The sequence below is a fragment of the Nocardioides sp. Z24_21 genome (assembly GCF_058134345.1).
This window is the reverse complement of record NZ_JBYTTH010000002.1, coordinates 231022-248457: the sequence shown is the minus strand read 5'-3', so window position 1 is coordinate 248457 and position 17436 is coordinate 231022. Positions and strand designations below refer to the sequence as shown.

Genomic DNA, 17436 nt, shown 5'->3' with positions numbered 1-17436 from the left:
TACTGTAAACAACTCGACTTTATTGTTTTTGGAGTGACAGGAGTTCCCGTGCACCCGCGCTCGGCGGACCCGGCTCGCGGGTGGAGATCAGCGCAGGAGCGGCAGCAGCGCGTCGCCGACGCGCGCGATCTCCTGCTCGTACGGCGTGTCGCTCAGCACGAAGTGGGTGACGCCGAGGTCGGCGTAGCGCCGCAGCGCCTTGGCCACGTCGTCGGGCGAGCCGACCAGCCAGGTGGTGCCCGCGCCGCCACCGCCCACGCGACCGGGAGCGGTGTAGAGGCAGTCGTCGAGCACGTCGCCCCGCTCCGCGAGGTCGAGGAGGCGCTGCTGGCCGACGGCGACCCGGCGGCCCGGGTCGGCGACCCACTCGTGCTGGCCCTGCGCCATGGCGGCGACCTTGGCCTCCGCGTCGGCCCACGCCTGGTCGGTGGTGTCGCGCACCAGGGTGGTGATGCGCAGGCCGTACTCCAACGGGGGCAGGTCGCGGTCGAGCTCGGCGCTCAGCGCGCGGAGGTGCTCGATCCGTGCGGCGACACCGTCGAGGGGCTCGCCCCAGAAGAGCTGCACGTCGGCCTCCGCGGCGGCCGTGCGCTGGGCGGCCTCGGACGCGCCGCCGAAGTAGAGCTGGGGGTGCGGACGGCCCTCGCGCGCCACCGGCTTGTGCTCGAGCGTGGCGCCCGAGGCGCGATAGTGGGCGCCGTCGAAGGCGATGTCGTCCTCGGTCCAGTAGCGGCGCACCAGGCGCATGAACTCGCGCGTGCGGGCGTAGCGCTGCGCCTGGTCGCCCTCGTCGTCGCCGTACTGCGGCTGGTGGTCGGGCCCGCTCACGATGTTGACCTTCACCCGGCCGCCGGAGAGCCGGTCGAGCGTGGCGGCGGACGAGGCGAAGTGGGCCGGCGTCCAGTAGCCCGGCCGGATCGCGATGAGCGGGTTGAAGGTCGTGGTCGCCGCAGCCAGGGCGGTGGCGACGGTGAAGGTGTCGGGTCGCCTCCACCCGGTGCCGATCAGGGCGCCGCCCCACCCGTGGTCCTCGGCGAGCCGGGCGAGGTGGGCGAGCCGCTGCAGGCTGTTGTGGCCCTCGACCGTGTCGTCGAGCCGGTGCCCGGGCGATGCCTGGTTGGGGATGTACCAGAGGAACTCCATCACGCACGACCTTTCAGGATTATCTGTAGTGAGTTACTAGAGATATCACGCGGGCCGACATGGAGGGCGATCGCCCACCTGGTGTCTGCGGCGCGATCGGACGGCCTTGAGGTCAGCCGGTGACCTGATGCGGTCCTAGCCTCGGTCGATGGACATGAAGCTGGAGCTGGTGATGGTGCCCGTGACGGACGTCGACCGGGCCAAGGAGTTCTACGTGAAGGTCGGCTTCGTCGCCGATCACGACCAGACGGTCAGCGACGAGGTGCGCTTCGTGCAGCTGACGCCGCCGGGGTCGGCCTGCTCGATCGCCGTCGGCAAGGGGCTGACCCGGCTCGAGCCCGGCTCGCTCGACAACCTGCAGATGGTGGTCGCGGACGCCGACGCCACCCGCGCGGAGCTGCTCGAGCGCGGCGTCGAGGTCAGCGAGGTGGACGAGCTGGCGTGGGGGCGCTTCGTCCACTTCACCGACCCCGACGGCAACGGCTGGGCCCTCCAGCAGCTGCCCGACTGGTCGGCCGGAGCCGGCGGCGAGGCCTGACGCGGGTCCAGCACCGGCCGGGCTGAGCCTCCCGGCTCGGGGCCAGGCACGGCACGACCCCCCTTGGGGGTGTTCTTCGGACCGGCCTGCCCGACACCACGCGTCTTTCTGCCGGATCCAGCCAGGACGTTTGAGACGATCCCCTGGCGGAGGACCGCTCCGCCGGCATCAGCGCCCCGCAGGACGACGCGAAGGATCCCGCCATGCCTGACGAACGACCGCCCCTGTGGCGCGGGCTGGAGATCGGGCGGCTGCTGCGCGGCTCGCTCGTGGAGATGTTCATCAAGGCCTATGGCGCGGGAGCCGCCCTCAGCGTCGCGCTGAGCGACGCGGAGACGGTGGCGGGCAAGGCCGGCGACGCCGTGCGGGCGGTGCCCAACCTGGCGGAGCGGTACGAACAGGCGAGCTACGCCGTCGACCACCGCGAGGAGATCCAGTCAGCGATCGCCTACCTCAACGACCACACCGTCTCGCAGGACGAGCTCGAGCGGACGGCGGACGACAGCGTGGAGACGTTGGGCGCGATCGAGTCGACCTACGAGCAGCTGGGCGAGGCTCGATCGGTCCTCGAGATCGACGGCATCCGGGGCACCTACGACAACGTCCGCTCGGCCGTGGAGCACGTCGACAACGCCTGGGACGCCAAGCCCGACCTCGAGGCGGTGAGGCAGCTCAGCGAGGTCGCCGAGCAGGTCCGTCCGCTGGTGGGAGAGGTGGACGTGCTCATCCCCGTCTACTACGGCGGGCTGCTGGCCCTGATGGACAACTTCGCTCGCGACGAGATCGTGGGCACCCTGGTCGTGATGGGCGCGGCCCTCGGGATCTCCGTCGTCCTCGGCCGGGCGGTCGGCTTCTGGGTCCGGCGCGGCAGACCGGGGCTCGTCGCGCACGTCGTCCAGCAGGTCGGGGCGCGGGTCTTCCGGCGCTGGTACGTCGACAACCTGCCGCACGTCCTCGGCCCGCCGCTCTACGACGCCGCGCGCGAGCACCTCGAGCGCGAGATCGCGGCGGACCCGGAGCGCGCCCTCGACCCGGCCACCCTGCGGGAGCTCGAGACGTACTTCGCGGGCGACCGCCCCGACCGCGCCGGCCAGTGAGCGACGTCGACCCGGTCCTCAGACCAGCGGCGGCTGCGTCTTCTCCCGCACCTCGTCCTCGGTGACCCCGGGGGCGAGCTCGACGAGCCTGAGCGCGCGGTCACCGAGGGTGCCGGAGGGGGCGACCTCGCCGGTGGCGGGGTCGATCACGTCGATGACGGCGAGGTCGGTGATGATCCGCTGCACGACCCGCTTGCCGGTGTAGGGCAGGTCGCACTCGTCGAGGATCTTCAGCGAGCCGTCCTTGGCGGTGTGCTCCATCAGCACGATCACCCGCTTCGCGCCGTGGACCAGGTCCATCGCGCCGCCCATGCCCTTGACCATCTTGCCGGGGATCATCCAGTTGGCGATGTCGCCGTTGGCGGAGACCTGCATCGCGCCGAGGATCGCGGCGTCGATCTTGCCGCCCCGGATCATCCCGAACGACTGCGCGGAGTCGAAGAACGACGCGCCCTTGCGCAGCGTCACCGTCTCCTTGCCCGCGTTGATCAGGTCGGGGTCCTCCTCGCCCTCGAACGGGTAGGCCCCCACGCCGAGGATGCCGTTCTCCGACTGCAGCACCAGCTCCACGTCGTCGCCGACGTAGTTGGGCACCAGCGTCGGCAGCCCGATCCCCAGGTTGACGTACGAGCCGTCCTGCAGCTCCGAGGCCGCCCGCGCGGCCATCTGCTCACGGGTCCCGCCCTTGCGCTCTGCCATCGCCGATCAGCCTCCCAGTCCGAAGCTCGCCGCGTCGTCCGAGCCCGGCACGGGATCCGGCTCGGGCCGCGGGCGCGTGGTGACCTTCTCGATCTTCTTGTCCGCCGCCTGCTCGGGCGTCAGTGCGACCACCCGCTGCACGTAGACGCCCGGGGTGTGGATGTCGTTGGGGTCGAGCTCGCCGGGCTCGACGAGCTCCTCGACCTCCGCGATCGTGATCCGCCCGCACATCGCGGCGAGCGGGTTGAAGTTGCGCGCGGACTGCCGGTAGATCAGGTTGCCGTGGCGGTCGCCCTTCCAGGCCCGCACCAGCCCGAAGTCGGCCACGATCGCCTCCTCCAGCACGTACTCCTTGTCGCCCTCGGGCGTCGCGAAGACCTTCGTCTCCTTCGGCGGCGAGGCCACGATGACGTTGCCGGAGTCGTCGTACCTCCACGGCAGCCCGCCCTCGGCGACCTGGGTGCCGACACCGGTCGCGGTGTAGAACGCCGGGATCCCCGAGCCGCCCGCGCGCATCCGCTCCGCGAGCGTGCCCTGCGGGGTCAGCTCGACCTCGAGCTCACCGGAGAGGTACTGCCGCGCGAACTCCTTGTTCTCCCCCACGTAGGACGAGATCATCCGCCGGATCCGCTTCGCGAACAGCAGCCGGCCCAGCCCCCACTCGTCGACGCCGCAGTTGTTGGACACCGCCTCGAGGTCGCTCGTGCCCGCCTCGAGGATCGCCTCGATCAGCACCGACGGGATGCCCGAGAGACCGAACCCGCCCACCGCCAGCCGCGCCCCGTCGGGGATGTCAGCGACCGCCTCGGCCGCGGAAGAGACCACTTTGTCCATGGCGCAGACCCTAGCGGCCGACGACGGGACGGGTCCGGGAAGGAGGCACCCTTCCCGGACCCGGCCGTGTCACCGCTGGTCGCGCGACCTCACCGCTTGGCCAGGCGCTCCTTGACCTGGGCGAGCAGGACGGCACGAAGGTCGCCGTCCACCTTGGTGCGGACCAGCTTCCGCAGCGCCTTGAGCTGCTTCCTCGCCGCCCGTCGGTCGCCCGACCGTTCGGCTCGGCGGGCGTCCTTGTCGGCCTCGAGCAGCCTGGCGGCGAGCCTGGGGCCGAGGTCGCCGTCGGCGGCCGCGGCCTTGACGACCTTCTTCAACGACGCGCCGGTGGCCCGGACGATGAAAACCACCGTGCGCGAGCCTGTGTTGCCGGCGCGGTCCGTTGCCGTGACCACGAGGGTGTGGCGGCCCGTGGGCAGCGTCCACATCCGCCACTCACCGGCCTCGACGGGCGCGCCGTCGAGCGTGGCGCGCACGCTGCGTACGCCCGACACCGCGTCCGTGGCCGTCCACGCCGCGTCGGCCGTCTTGTGGCTCGGGTAGGTGCGTGCCCGGATCCCGGAGACCGTCACCTGCGGGCCGCCGGTGTCGACGGCGACCGCGGTGGACTGCGCCGTCTCGACGTTGCCCGCCTTGTCGGTCGAGCGGTAGCCGACCGTGTGCTCGCCGTCGGCGACCTTGACCGGTCCGACGTACGCCGTCCAGGGGCCACCATCGATGCGGTGCTCGGTGGACGCCACACCCGAGCCGTCGTCCGTCGCGGCGAGGGTGAAGCTCGGCCCGGTGACGAACCAACCCGCCTCGCCGTCGGCCCTCCCGGGCTGCCAGGTGAGGGTGGTGGCCGGGGCCTTGTCGTCGGTCGGCTCCTCCGTGGGCGGCTCCTCGTCCTCCCCGGCGGCGAGGTGGAAGTAGTCGAAGCCGACCGTGACCGGCTCCTCCTGCTCGGGGCCGATCGCCATCAGGCCGAGCGAGTTGAGCGGCCCGTCGTAGGTGATGCCGTCGCCGATGGGCGTCCACGACGCACCCGCGGTCGACTTCACCGCCGCGGCGTAGCGGGTGCCGACCTTGGTCACCTGCACCCACCAGTAGCCGCTCTCCGTGGTGTCAGGGAGGTCGACCTGGTCGCCGCCGCCGACTCCGTTGCCGCCCTTCTCCGCCGCGAGCTCGGCTCGCAGGTCGAGCACGCTGCCGGGCGCGTTGTAAGCCACGATGTCGGCCTTGGCGTAGTTGTCGTCGTCGCCGTACATCAGCAGTCCGGCGAGCTGCCAGCGCTGCTCGAGCGGGGCCTTGACCTTGGTCTCGGCCACCCAGTCACCCTCCGGCGCGTCCTGCAGGATGAAGTTGCGCGGCGAGACCGGGTTGGCGGCGTTGATGTCGCCCGGCTCCGTCTCGATCTCCAGGTGGCCGCCGGTCACCGACGCCGTGCCCGAGCTGTAGCGCACCGACTCCGCCCAGCGGCAGCCGTCGAGCGCGGTGCCGTCGAACTCGTCGTCGGCCTCGACGCTCGCCGCCTCCCGGTCCGGGGTCACCCGGAACCAGTCCACCTGTGCGACACGCGGGGTGGTGCCGAGGTCGCCCGCGGCCATCAGACCGATCCGCGCACCCGCCCCGGACTTGAGGGAGAGCGTGCCGGCGAGCTCGGTCCACGCCGAGCCGTCCGCGGAGTACGCCCCGCGGAGCGTGCCGCCCGAGTTGGTCAGCCGCAGGTGGATGGTGCTCGGGAAGCCGTCCGCCACGACCGGCGCGGCGGGCGTCGTGCGGGTCCCGCCCGTCTCGGATTGGAACTCCACCAGCCGTGAGCCGTTCTGGTGGCGCACGAAGCCGAGCTTGTTGTACTCGTCGTCGGACTGGTGCACGACCAGGCCGGCCCACTGCCAGTGCGAGCTGTGCTCCAGCGTGAGCCTGGTGGTCGCGGTCCAGTCACCGGCGGGCACGGGCTGGCCCGCGAAGCTCACCGGCCCGGCACTGTCCTCGTTGATGTCGCCGCTCGTCACCGGCAGGCGCAGGGAGCCGCCGGCCTGGGTGATCGACGCCCCGGGAGCGTGACGCATCGCCCACTTGGGAAGCAGCGCCGGGGAGTCGAACTCGTCGCTCACCGGGCCCGTGGCGCAGGTCAGCGGGTCGCCGGGGGTCTCGGGCTCCGGCTCCGGCTCCTGCGGGTCGCTGTCGATGGCGAACTGCGAGAAGTCGGCCGTGCGCACCGCGGACTCGTGGGCCATGACGAACATGCCGACGTCCTGGGTGGACCCGATGCCGGCCAGCGTCGCGGCGGTGCCGACCTGCGTCCAGGCGGTGCCGTTGTTGGACCAGTACGCCGACACCTGGGCGCCGCGGCGGCTGAGCTTGAGCCACTTCGGGACCGTGCTGGTGCCACCGGCGACGGACGCGTTGAGCTGGCCGTTGCCGTCGGGGTCGGTGAGGAACTCCACGCCGTTGGCCCGCCGCCACGCGAGCATGGCGTAGCCGGGCGAGGTGCCGGGCTGCGTCATGTCGTTGCGGATGATGAGCCCGGCCTTGCCGGAGTTGTTGACGAGCGTGCTCGCGTCGACGCGCACGACGGCGTCGTAGTCCTCGTCTCCGCCGGCCGGCTGGTAGAGCGTCGTGTACTGGTCGGTGCCCTGCCAGGCGTTGGCACCGGCCCCGGAGATGCGGAAGGCCCCGGCGCCGAGGCGCTCGACCTCGCCGTCGACGTTGCTGAAGGGCACCAGGTCGCCGAAGAGCTCACCCACCTGCACCTGCACCAGGCGGGAGGTCGTGGTGTTGCCGTCGTCGTCGGTCGCTCGCGCGGTGAGCTCGTGGAGGCCTTCCTCGGCCGGGGTCGTCCACGCGGCGGTGTAGGGCGCGGTGGCGTCCTCGCCGATCTTGGTCTCCCCCGCGAAGAACTCGACCTTCTCGATCGAGCCGTCGGCGTCGGCCGCCTCGGCGGCCACGGTGACCTCGGTGCCGGGGTCGAGCTGGTCGCCGTCGACCGGCTCGGTGATCGACACGACCGGCTTGGCGGTCGGCGAGCTGCCCTGGCCGATGGCCTCGAAGAAGTTGAGCTTGATGTCGTGGGGGCCGGTGAAGACCAGGAACAGGTCCATCGTCTCGTTGCCGAGCTCGCTCACGTCGACCGCGACGTCGCGGTACTGCAGTCCGGTGGCCGGGACCTCGGCGGTGCCGACCACCTCACCGGTCGGGCCGTCCTTGCGCAGCTCGATGGTGCCGCCGGCGGCGTTGGCCTGGACCCGCAGGTTGAAGGTGTCGATGCGGTGGAAGCTGACCGGCTCGAACTCCAGCCAGGCGCCGTCCCTGCCGACCACGACCTGGCCGCCGCCGGCCGCGTCACGGCCCGGTGCCAGGGTGGCCGTGTCCGACTTGGCGTCGAACCACTCGGCCTGGCGCAGCTTGGGGAAGATCACCGAGGTGTCCGAGCCCAGGAGCGGGTTGTCGCCGTCGGCGCCACCGGTGTCGGTGTAGCGCGCGTCGATGGCGTAGAAGATGTTCTCGTCGGCGGCGTGGCCGCCGATGCTCGTCACGGTGCTGCCGGTGAGGCCGCGTGACGCGACCAGCGGGTGGGCGTGGTCGTCGTGGCCCAGCGCGGGCTGCACCTCGACGGCCTGCGGGTCGACCGACTCCTCCTCGGGGTCGGTCACCTCGACGTTCCAGCTGATCTCGTCGCCGAAGTCGAAGAACGAGCCATCCGGCGGGGACTCGAGCTCCACGACCGGCCGGGTGTTGCCGACCGTGATCGGGGAGGTCGTCGTGCCCGTCTTGCCGGCCGGGTCGGTGACCGTCAGGCGGGCGTCGAAGACACCCTCCTCGGTGTAGGTGTGGGTGGCGGTGACGCCGGTGGCGTCGGTGGTGCCGTCGCCGTCGAAGTCCCACTCGTAGGTGAGCTCCTCGCCCTCGGGGTCGGTGGAGTCGCCGCCGTCGAAGCTCACCTCGAGCGGCGCGGGACCCGAGTCGGGCTCGGCGTCGATGCGGGCGACCGGCGAGCGCGAGCCGCTGATGTAGTCGATGCGGTAGAGCCCGGACGTGGGGTTGTCGCGGCCGTAGCCGCCGCCCCAGTCCAGGACGTACATCGAGCCGTCGGGGCCGAACTTGGAGTCGATCGGCGCGAGGAACGGCACGTCGGGCAGGAACGGGTTCACCTTCTCCACCTCCGTGCCGGGGGTGCCGGACGCGGGGTCCTTGAGCTGGATCGAGAACATCTTGTTGCGCGCCCAGTCGTAGAAGAAGGGCTTGCCGTCGTAGTACTCCGGGAACTTGGTGTCGGACTCGAGCTCCTCGTCGAAGCGGTAGACCGGGCCACCCATGGGCGCGAGGCCGCCGCCCTGCGGGATGGCGCCGACCGACGAGCGGCGGTAGCCGTAGTACATGTCCGCGGCACGAGCCGGCGGCAGGTTGGTCAGGCCCGTGTTGCGCACCGAGTCGTTGACCGGGTTGGCGCAGTCGAAGTAGTCGCCGACGACCGGCGGGTTGAGCGGCGTGGTGCTGCCGTAGTCGACGTCGCGGAAGGGCTCGCCGTTGGGGTTCTGGCCCTGGTGGTTGCCGCCCATGCACAGCGGCCAGCCGTAGTTGCCCGGGCTCTTGATGAGGTTCCACTCCGCGATGCCCGCCGGGCCGCGCGTCGCGGGGGCGTCCGTGCCGTTGTCGGGCGAGTAGTCGGCCATGCTCAGCCAGCCCGTCTCGCTGTCGACGGAGAACCGGAACGGGTTGCGGAAGCCCATCGCGTAGATCTCGGGCAGCGTCTTGTCACGCCCGGCGTCCTCGGCCTCGGGGAACAGGTTGCCGTCGGGGATGGTGTAGCTGGACCCGGCGCCCGGCTCGCCCGGGTCGTCGACGGGGTTGATGCGCAGGATCTTGCCGCGCAGGTCGTTGGTGTTGGCCGAGGTCGCACGGGCGTCGTGGAACGTGCCGGCGCGCTCGGAGAGCGGGGCGTAGCCGCCGGAGGGCTCGGAGTGCGGGTTGACGTCGTCGCCGACGCCGATGAAGAGGTTGCCGTCGTCGTCGATGTCGAGGCCGCCGCCGGTGTGGCCGGGCTCGTCGGGCAGGCGGCGGGCAGGGATCTCGATGATCACCTTCTCCGAGGCGGGGTCGACCGAGCCGCCCTCGAAGGTGAAGCGGGAGACGGTGGAGACGAAGTTGTCGGGGTCGGCGTTGTCGGGCGACTCGGCGGAGCGGTAGAGGAAGACGTGGCCGTTGGTCGTGAAGTCGGGGTCGAGCGCGACGCCGAGCAGGCCGTCCTCGCCGCCGGAGTAGACCGGGAGCGACAGCACGGTGGTCACCGCCTGGGTCTCCGGGTCGTACATGCGCAGCTGGCCGCGGACGAGCTCGGTGTAGAAGACCAAGCCGTTGTCGGCGACGTCGATGGCGTAGGGCGCGGAGGTGTTCTGGTCGAGCGGGATACGCTCGAAGTTGCTCCACACGGTGCCGCCGCAGTCGCCCTCCTCGAGGCCGGCGACGTACTTCACGCCGCCGACGAGCTCGGCCATGAACTCCGGCTCGTCGTAGTGGGACGGGAAGTGGCCCAGGGCGGTGCCCCAGAAGCGGCCGCCCGCGTAGGGCTTGCACCAGGTGATCGGGTGGTCGTAGCCCATGGTGCCGCCGGAGTAGGTCGACTCGTCCATCGACTGCAGCACGTGGGCGGAGCCGCGCACGTTGTTGCTGAAGTTGTACCACTCGTCGTTGCGGGTCCAGCGGGTCACGTCGTCGGTGCCCGTGAAGTGCCGGGTCGAGGGGTGGGTGGTGTCCTCGTTGCGCACCACGCCCGACGGGCCCGGGTCGGTGCCGGTGGGGGCGTGGCCGGGCATCATCGAGCCGACCATCTCGTCCCACCAGGGGTAGTTGCCGCGCATGTCCAGCGCGTTGTGCACCGCCGCGATGCCGTTGCCCTGCGCCATCCAGCGCTCCATGGCCGCCTTCTCCGAGGCGTTCCAGGGGCCGCCATTGGCCTGGAAGACGAGGATCGCGTCGTAGGGCGCGAGGCCCTCGTCGGTGAAGACGGCCTCCGACCCGCCGGCGGTCTCCTTGTGCACCACCGTGACCGTCATGCCCTCGGCCTCGAGCGCCGCCTTCACCTTCGGCGTCGCCTGGGCGATGGCGGCGTCGTGCCAGTCCCCCGCCTGGTCCTCGGTGAAGATCAGCACGTGGCCGTGGCCGTCGTGGGCCTGGGCGGGCAGCGCCGCGACGACGCCGAGCAGGACGCCGCCGACGAGGGCGAGCACGGCGGTCAGCGCGGTGGCGACGGTGGACCGGCGTGCGATCCGTCGCGAGGTGGTGGTGGACATCCCAGGGCCTCCGAGAGTGCGGCGTGCGGGCGGGCGTGGTGGCAGTGCCGGACAGGCCTGTGATGTGGGTCACTGGTGGTCCAGGCCAGACGCTCCCAGACTTTTGTCTGATGGTCAACCAAAAGACGGTGCCAGTCATGGGAAAGACGCGCGGGCAGAGGTAGAAGCACCCGGCGCGCGGCACGGGCGGGCTGGCTATCCTCGGCAGCGTGTGCCCCCGTGCCGACCACCCCTCCGACTGGCCGAAGGTGCGCCTGCACGTCGTGACGGGCAAGGGCGGCACCGGCAAGTCCACGGTCGCCGCGGCGCTGGCGCTCGCGCTGGCCGGGGAGGGACGCACCGTCCTGCTCTGCGAGGTCGAGGGCCGCCAGGGCATCGCCCGGATGTTCGACGTCGACCCGCTGCCCTACCAGGAGCGCCGCATCGCCAAGGGCGCCCCCGGCGACGGGGGTCGCGCCGGCCAGGTCCACGCCCTGCACATCGACCCGGAGTCGGCGCTGCTGGAGTACCTCTCGATGTACTACAAGCTCGGCCGCGCCGGGAAGGCGCTCGACCGCTTCGGCGTCATCGACTTCGCCACCACCATCGCCCCCGGCGTGCGCGACGTGCTCCTCACCGGCAAGGTCTACGAGGCGGTGCAGCGTCCGCGCGGCGCGCGCAACAAGGAGCAGATCGCCTACGACGCCGTGGTGCTCGACGCGCCTCCCACGGGGCGCATCTGCCAGTTCCTCGGGGTCAACTCCGAGCTGGCCGGACTTGCCAAGGTGGGGCCGATCAAGTCGCAGGCCGACAAGGTGATGGAGCTGCTCCGCTCCCCGCGCACGGCCGTGCACCTCGTCACGATCCTCGAGGAGATGCCCGTGCAGGAGACCGCGGACGGCATCGCCCAGCTGCGTGAGGCGGGGCTGCCGGTGGGCGGGGTCGTGGTCAACCTCGTGCGCCCGCAGGAGCTGGGCGCGAGCGCGCTCGCCCAGGTCCGTGCGGGCGCGGTCGACCCGACCGAGGTCGCCTCCGACCTGGCCCGCGCCCGCGTCGACGTCGACACCGGGCTGGTGGAGTCGCTGGTCGCCGAGGCGCGCGACCACGCCGTACGCCGGCGCCTGGAGGACGAGCAGCGCGCGCTGGTCGCGGCCGAGGGCGTGCCGACCTACGAGCTGCCGCGCCTCGCCGGCGGCATCGACCAGGGTGCCCTCGTCGAGCTGGCCCAGCTCCTGCGACGCCAGGGGATGGCATGAGGCCCGCGGGCGACGGGGTCCCGCCGGCGCCGGCGCTCGACGTCGACGCGCTGCTCGACGACCCGACGACCGAGATCATCGTGTGCTGCGGCGCCGGCGGCGTCGGCAAGACGACCACCTCCGCGGCGCTCGCGCTGCGGGCCGCCGAGCGCGGTCGCAAGGTCGTCGTGCTGACCATCGACCCGGCCCGCCGCCTCGCGCAGTCGATGGGCATCGAGCAGCTCGACAACACCCCGCGCCCGGTCGCCGCCGTCGACGCGACCGCCGGCGGCTCGCTCGACGCGATGATGCTCGACATGAAGCGCACCTTCGACGAGGTGGTCGAGTCGCAGGCCAGCCCGGAGAAGGCCAGGCAGATCCTGGAGAACCCGTTCTACGTCGCGCTCTCCAGCTCGTTCGCCGGCACCCAGGAGTACATGGCGATGGAGAAGCTCGGCCAGCTGCACCGACAGGCGCTGGCCGACGGCAGCCACGACCTGATCGTCGTCGACACGCCCCCGTCGCGCTCGGCGCTCGACTTCCTCGACGCGCCTGAGCGCCTGTCGAGCTTCCTCGACGGTCGCTTCATCCGGCTGCTGCTCGCCCCGGCGCGCGGCCCGGCCAGGCTGATGACGGCCGGCTTGTCGGTGGTGACCAACGCGCTGACCAAGGTGCTCGGCGCGCAGGTGCTGCGCGACATGCAGACGTTCGTCGCGGCCTTCGACACCCTCTTCGGCGGGTTCCGCCAGCGGGCCGAGCAGACCTTCGCGCTGCTGCAGGCCGACGGCACGGCGTTCGTCGTGGTCGCCGCGCCGGAGCCCGACGCCCTGCGCGAGGCCGCCTACTTCGTCGACCGGCTCACCGACGACGACATGCCGCTCGCCGGCCTGGTCGTCAACCGCGCCAGCCCGTCGGCCCGCACCGAGCTGTCGGCTGCGGAGGCGGTCGCCGCCGCGGACCGGCTCCAGGAGACCGACTCGGCGTCGCTCACCGCGGGACTGCTGCGGCTGCACGCCGACCGGGTGCGCCTGATCGAGCGCGAGCGCCACCTGCGCGAGCGCTTCGCCGCCGCCCACCCGCAGGTGCCGACGGCGGTCGTGCCGGCGATGGCCGGCGACGTCCACGACCTCGACGGCCTGCGCGAGATCGGCGAGAGCCTGGCGCGGGGCGCCTGACCCGTGGTCAGACGTCGGCTCAGACGTTGACGGCCGGTGCCTCGACCTTGGTGCGGGCGGTCTCGAGGATCGTGCGCCACGACGAGCCGGGCTTGCGGCGGAGCAGCGCACGGCGCTCACGCTCGGTCATGCCGCCCCAGACGCCCCACTCGATCTGGTTGTCCAGCGCCTCGGCCAGGCACTCGGTGCGCACGGGGCATCCCGCGCAGACCTGCTTCGCCTTGTTCTGCTCGGCGCCCCGCACGAAGAGTGCGTCCGGCGTGTCGCCCTTGCATGCGGCGCGTGCTGCCCAGTCCTCGACCCACATAAGTCAAACCCCACGGTGATTGTCGAGCCGGTCGGCCGCCCCCATAGCGGCCATCCTCGACTCAGAATGAAAAGTAAACGAACGACACGGGTAGAGGCAGGGGCCGAGTGGCCCAATTCGTATAGTCCGATCTGACTACTCCGCTGCGCCGCTTGGATTCCGGATGGTAGGGGCGCGCCGCGTAGTCTGGTTGCCATGTCCTCACGCTCGTCCTCGCCCTCCGGGCGCCGCCAGGGCCCCGACGCCGGACGCGTCGCGTCCCACCTCGCGGTGATGGCGGCCGTCGCCGTCGTGATGGGCGTCCTCGTCGCCTGCCTCGCCATCCCGTTCGCGGGCATCGTGGGGGTCGCGGCCAAGGACGTCAGCAAGGGCATGGTCAACCTCCCCGAGTCGCTCGAGGCCAAGGACCTGTCGCAGAAGACGCGCATCTACGACGTCAACGGCAACCTGATCGCCTCGCTCTACGACCAGAACCGCATCAACGTGTCGCTCGGCTCGATCTCGCGGCCGATGGTGAAGGCCATCGTGGCGATCGAGGACTACCGCTTCTACGACCACGGCGCGCTCGACCTCAAGGGCACGCTCCGCGCGTTCATCACCAACCAGGCCAACGGCGGCTCCGTGCAGGGTGGCTCCTCGATCACCCAGCAGATGGTCAAGCAGACGCTGCTCTACCAGGCCGAGACCGACGAGGAGCGCAAGGCCGCGACCGAGGAGACCTACGCGCGCAAGGTCCGCGAGCTGCGCTACGCGATCGCGTTCGAGCAGAACCACAGCAAGGACTGGATCCTCGAGCGCTACCTCAACATCGCCTACTTCGGCGACGGCGCCTTCGGCGTCCAGTCGGCCGCGCGCCACTTCTTCTCCAAGAACGCCAAGGACCTCAACATGCTCGAGGCGGCGACGCTGGCGGGCCTGGTGAAGAACCCGGTCGGCTACGACCCCGTCGACAACCCCGAGCGTGCCGAGAGCCGGCGCAACGTCGTCCTCGACCGGATGGCCCAGCTCGGCATCCTGACCGAGAAGAAGGCCGAGCGCCTCAAGAACAGGCCGCTGGAGAAGACGCTCGACATCGAGACCTCCCCCAACGGCTGCCAGCAGTCGCGGGCGCCGTTCTTCTGCGACTACGTCGTCAACTGGCTGCTCAAGGACCCCGTCCTCGGCGACACGCCGAAGGAGCGCCGCCGCACGCTCAACAACGGCGGCCTGACGATCAACACCACGATCGACCTCGACATGCAGAAGGCCGCCGACGACTCGGTGTCCTCCCACGTCTTCCAGACCGACCAGGCCATCGGCGGCCTGGCGATGATCGAGCCGGGCACCGGTGACGTCCGCGCGCTCGCCCAGTCGCGCCCGATGGGCAAGGACAAGAAGGGCGGCGAGACCTACCTCAACTACACCGTCCCGAAGAAGTACGGAGACGCCAACGGCTTCCAGGCCGGGTCGACGTTCAAGCTCTTCGTCCTCGCCGCGGCCATCAACCAGGGGATCCCGCTGAGCACGGGCATCAGCTCCCCGCAGCAGATGGACATCCCCGACTACGAGTTCGAGACCTGCGACGGCCCGTACGCCGGCGAGGGCAGCTGGCCGGTGGCCAACTCGACGGGCGCGGGCACGTTCAACCTCTACACGGGCACGCAGGTGTCGGTGAACACCTTCTTCGCCCAGCTCGAGATGCGCACGGGCATGTGCGAGCCGCTGGAGCTCGCCAAGCAGATGGGCGTCACGGTGCCCCCGGAGCAGCAGGTGCCGTCGTGGATCCTGGGCGTCTCCGACGCCGACCCGCTCACCATGGCGCAGGCCTACGCGACGTTCGCGGCGCGCGGGCTGCACTGCGACCCGCGCCCGGTCACCGCGGTGCTCGACTCCTCCGGGGAGATGCTCAAGGAGTTCCCCAGCGAGTGCGAGCAGGTCATGCCCAGCGCCACGGCCGACGCCGTCAACGACATCCTGCGCGGCGTCATGGAGCCCGGCGGCTTCGGCCAGAACATCGCGATCGACAAGCCGTCGGCGGGCAAGACCGGCACCAACAACAGCAACATGGCCGTGTGGTTCGTCGGCTACACGCCGAAGCTCGCCACCGCGGCGATGGTCGCCGGCGCCAACGAGTTCGGCGAGTGGCTCACCCTCAACGGCCAGGTGGTCGGCGGCAGCTACATCAGCAGCGCGTTCGGCTCCACCGTCGCCGGCCCGATCTGGGGCGACGCGATGGCGGCGGTGTCGCCCAAGCTGGACTACGAGGACTTCCAGGCCCCGCCCGGCGACGAGATCGCCGGCGTGCTCGCCGCCGTGCCCGACGTGACCGGCCAGAGCGTCGAGGCCGCCACGGCCACGCTCCAGGGCGCCGGCTTCACCGTCGCCGACGGCGGCCAGGTCAACTCCGAGATGGAGGAGGGCCTGGTGGCCTCCACCTCCCCCGACCCCGGCACCCGGCTGAGCAGCGGCGACCCGGTCACGCTCTACACCTCGACCGGCTACGTCCCGCCCCCGCCCAAGGGCAACGGCGGCGGGAAGGGTCGCGGCGGCCGCGGCGGCGGTCGCGGCAACGGCTGAGCCGAGTCGGCGCGTTCTGACGGCATTGGAGCGCCGAGTCGGCGCGTCCTGACGGCGCTGGAGCGCCGCGTGGGCGCATTCTGACGGCGCTGCAGGGTCGAGTCGGCGCATTCTGACGGCTACCTGTCAGGACGGGCCGACTCGACGGGTATCGGCAGTCAGGACGAGCCGACTCGACGTCAGCCGAGCTGGCGGCGCACCTCGGCGGCCACGGCGCCGCCGTCGGCGCGGCCCTTGACCTGGGGCGTCACGACGCCCATCACCTTGCCCATGGCGCGCATCCCCTCGCCGGCCGCGCCGGTCTGGGCGATGGCGGCCGTGACGAGCTCGGCGATCTCGGCCTCGGTGAGCGGGGCCGGGAGGTAGTCGGCGATGACCTCGCCCTCGGCGGCCTCCTTGGCCGCCATCTCGGGGCGGCCGCCCTCCTCGAAGGCCACGGCCGCCTCGCGGCGTCGCTTGGCCTCGTTCGACAGCACGCCGATGATGTCGTCGTCGGAGAGCTCGCGGGCCTGCTTGCCGGCGACCTCGGCGTTGGTGATGGCGGTCAGCACCATCCGCAGCGTGGAGGAGCGCAGCTCGTCGCGCGCCTTGATGGCGGTGGTGAGGTCGGCGCGGAGACGGTCCTTCAGGGCACTCATGGGAGCCATTGTGGCAGCCTTGGCGGATGCGTTCCCTCCCCCTTGTACGCCGCACGCTCGGCCTCGGTGCCCTCGCCGGCGTCGGACTGGCGGCGTACGCCGCGTGGGAGGCCCGGCAGTACACCCTCCGTCACGTCACCGTCCCGCTCCTGCCCCCCGGTCACGCCCCGCTGAGGGTGCTGCACCTCAGCGACATCCACATGGCGCCCGACCAGCGGGCCAAGCAGGAATGGCTGCGCGGGCTGGCCGCGCTCGAGCCCGACCTGGTGATCGACACCGGCGACAACCTCGCCCACATGCGCGCCGTGCCGGTGGTCGCCGACGCCCTGGCCGGGCTGCTGGAGGTGCCGGGCGCCTACGTGCTCGGCTCCAACGACTACTACGCGCCCGGCTTCCGCAACCCCTTCGGCTACCTGCTGCCCGACACCGGCAAGCGCAACACCTCGGTGCCCCAGCTGCCGTGGCCCGAGCTCAAGGAGCACTTCGACAAGGCCGGCTGGCTCGACCTCACCAACGGCTTCGGCACGCTCACGGTGCGCGGCACCACGATCGCGTTCGCCGGCGTCGACGACCCGCACCTGGCCTACGACGACCTCGAGCGGGTCGCCGGGCAGGCCGACCCGACGGCCGACCTGCGCCTGGCCGTCGCCCACGCGCCCTACCTGCGGGTGCTCGACCAGTTCGCCGCCGACGGCTACGACGCGATCATCGCCGGGCACACCCATGGCGGCCAGGTGTGCCTGCCCACCATCGCCGGCCGCGGCCGGGCCCTCACGACCAACTGCGACCTCGAGCCCGCGCGCGCCCGCGGGCTGCACCGCCACCCCGCCGACTCCGCTCCCGGTGACTCGGGATCCGCCTGGCTGCACGTCTCGGCCGGTCTCGGCACCAACCCCTACGTGCGCCTCCGGGTGGCCTGCCGCCCGGAGGCCACGCTGCTGACGCTGGTGCCGGCAGCCTGAC

12 protein-coding genes are annotated in these 17436 nt (G+C 71.6%); 6 read left to right on the top strand and 6 right to left on the bottom strand.

Annotated features, from left to right (window positions below; genetic code table 11):
- Positions 1-87: 87 nt before the first annotated feature.
- On the bottom strand, positions 88-1143 hold the full coding sequence (locus AC3X7Z_RS07610; RefSeq protein WP_489975527.1) for an LLM class flavin-dependent oxidoreductase: 1056 nt from the start codon (positions 1141-1143) through the stop codon (positions 88-90).
- A gap of 148 nt (positions 1144-1291) precedes the next feature.
- Between AC3X7Z_RS07610 and AC3X7Z_RS07605 the strand changes: the two genes are divergently transcribed.
- Together AC3X7Z_RS07605 and AC3X7Z_RS07600 are read left to right on the top strand one after the other, a co-directional pair.
- Complete coding sequence (locus tag AC3X7Z_RS07605) at positions 1292-1681, top strand: VOC family protein (RefSeq protein ID WP_186339927.1); 390 nt, start codon at positions 1292-1294, stop codon at positions 1679-1681.
- Between the two features lie 203 nt (positions 1682-1884).
- Complete coding sequence (locus AC3X7Z_RS07600; RefSeq protein WP_489975526.1) at positions 1885-2778, top strand: hypothetical protein; 894 nt, start codon at positions 1885-1887, stop codon at positions 2776-2778.
- A gap of 18 nt (positions 2779-2796) precedes the next feature.
- On the opposite strand, the gene AC3X7Z_RS07595 is transcribed toward AC3X7Z_RS07600, so the two are convergent.
- From AC3X7Z_RS07595 to AC3X7Z_RS07585, 3 genes are all read right to left on the bottom strand, one after another.
- Positions 2797-3477 (bottom strand): 3-oxoacid CoA-transferase subunit B, encoded by a 681-nt coding sequence (locus AC3X7Z_RS07595; RefSeq protein WP_489975525.1) that lies wholly within the window; start codon positions 3475-3477, stop codon positions 2797-2799.
- A 6-nt stretch (positions 3478-3483) separates the two neighbouring features.
- Positions 3484-4311, bottom strand: coding sequence for a CoA transferase subunit A (locus AC3X7Z_RS07590; protein ID WP_489975524.1), 828 nt, complete (start codon positions 4309-4311; stop codon positions 3484-3486).
- A gap of 89 nt (positions 4312-4400) precedes the next feature.
- Positions 4401-10583 carry a ThuA domain-containing protein gene (locus AC3X7Z_RS07585; RefSeq protein WP_489975523.1) on the bottom strand — a complete coding sequence of 2061 codons (6183 nt, stop codon included), beginning with the start codon at positions 10581-10583 and terminating at the stop codon, positions 4401-4403.
- Positions 10584-10792: 209 nt separating this feature from the next.
- Between AC3X7Z_RS07585 and bagA the strand changes: the two genes are divergently transcribed.
- Both bagA and bagB read left to right on the top strand, forming a co-directional pair.
- Complete coding sequence (gene bagA, locus AC3X7Z_RS07580; RefSeq protein WP_186339922.1) at positions 10793-11818, top strand: ATPase BagA; 1026 nt, start codon at positions 10793-10795, stop codon at positions 11816-11818.
- The gene (bagB, locus tag AC3X7Z_RS07575; protein ID WP_186339921.1) at positions 11815-12972 is read left to right on the top strand and encodes an ArsA family ATPase; all 1158 of its coding nucleotides are present in this window, start codon (positions 11815-11817) and stop codon (positions 12970-12972) included. The genes bagA and bagB overlap by 4 nt, the downstream gene beginning before the upstream one ends.
- Before the next feature lie 19 nt (positions 12973-12991).
- Here bagB and AC3X7Z_RS07570 read toward each other — a convergent pair whose 3' ends face one another.
- The gene (locus AC3X7Z_RS07570; protein ID WP_186339920.1) at positions 12992-13279 is read right to left on the bottom strand and encodes a WhiB family transcriptional regulator; all 288 of its coding nucleotides are present in this window, start codon (positions 13277-13279) and stop codon (positions 12992-12994) included.
- 195 nt (positions 13280-13474) lie between these two features.
- Here AC3X7Z_RS07570 and AC3X7Z_RS07565 point away from each other — a divergent pair, with 195 nt between their 5' ends.
- Positions 13475-15835 (top strand): transglycosylase domain-containing protein, encoded by a 2361-nt coding sequence (locus tag AC3X7Z_RS07565; RefSeq protein ID WP_489975522.1) that lies wholly within the window; start codon positions 13475-13477, stop codon positions 15833-15835.
- 179 nt (positions 15836-16014) lie between these two features.
- On the opposite strand, the gene AC3X7Z_RS07560 is transcribed toward AC3X7Z_RS07565, so the two are convergent.
- Positions 16015-16473 (bottom strand): GatB/YqeY domain-containing protein, encoded by a 459-nt coding sequence (locus tag AC3X7Z_RS07560; RefSeq protein ID WP_489975521.1) that lies wholly within the window; start codon positions 16471-16473, stop codon positions 16015-16017.
- A 26-nt stretch (positions 16474-16499) separates the two neighbouring features.
- Between AC3X7Z_RS07560 and AC3X7Z_RS07555 the strand changes: the two genes are divergently transcribed.
- Positions 16500-17435: a metallophosphoesterase gene (locus tag AC3X7Z_RS07555; protein ID WP_489975520.1), complete on the top strand. Its 936-nt coding sequence runs from the start codon at positions 16500-16502 to the stop codon at positions 17433-17435.
- The last annotated feature ends 1 nt before the right edge of the window (position 17436 follow it).

Coding starts and splice junctions, on each gene's coding strand:
- AC3X7Z_RS07595 (WP_489975525.1), bottom strand. CDS start 3,477: ATGGCAGAGCGCAAGGGCGGGACCCGTGAGCAGATGGCCGCGCGGGCG.
- AC3X7Z_RS07585 (WP_489975523.1), bottom strand. CDS start 10,583: ATGTCCACCACCACCTCGCGACGGATCGCACGCCGGTCCACCGTCGCC.
- AC3X7Z_RS07565 (WP_489975522.1), top strand. CDS start 13,475: ATGTCCTCACGCTCGTCCTCGCCCTCCGGGCGCCGCCAGGGCCCCGAC.
- AC3X7Z_RS07610 (WP_489975527.1), bottom strand. CDS start 1,143: ATGGAGTTCCTCTGGTACATCCCCAACCAGGCATCGCCCGGGCACCGG.
- bagB (WP_186339921.1), top strand. CDS start 11,815: ATGAGGCCCGCGGGCGACGGGGTCCCGCCGGCGCCGGCGCTCGACGTC.
- AC3X7Z_RS07555 (WP_489975520.1), top strand. CDS start 16,500: ATGCGTTCCCTCCCCCTTGTACGCCGCACGCTCGGCCTCGGTGCCCTC.
- AC3X7Z_RS07590 (WP_489975524.1), bottom strand. CDS start 4,311: ATGGACAAAGTGGTCTCTTCCGCGGCCGAGGCGGTCGCTGACATCCCC.
- AC3X7Z_RS07600 (WP_489975526.1), top strand. CDS start 1,885: ATGCCTGACGAACGACCGCCCCTGTGGCGCGGGCTGGAGATCGGGCGG.
- AC3X7Z_RS07560 (WP_489975521.1), bottom strand. CDS start 16,473: ATGAGTGCCCTGAAGGACCGTCTCCGCGCCGACCTCACCACCGCCATC.
- AC3X7Z_RS07605 (WP_186339927.1), top strand. CDS start 1,292: ATGGACATGAAGCTGGAGCTGGTGATGGTGCCCGTGACGGACGTCGAC.
- AC3X7Z_RS07570 (WP_186339920.1), bottom strand. CDS start 13,279: ATGTGGGTCGAGGACTGGGCAGCACGCGCCGCATGCAAGGGCGACACG.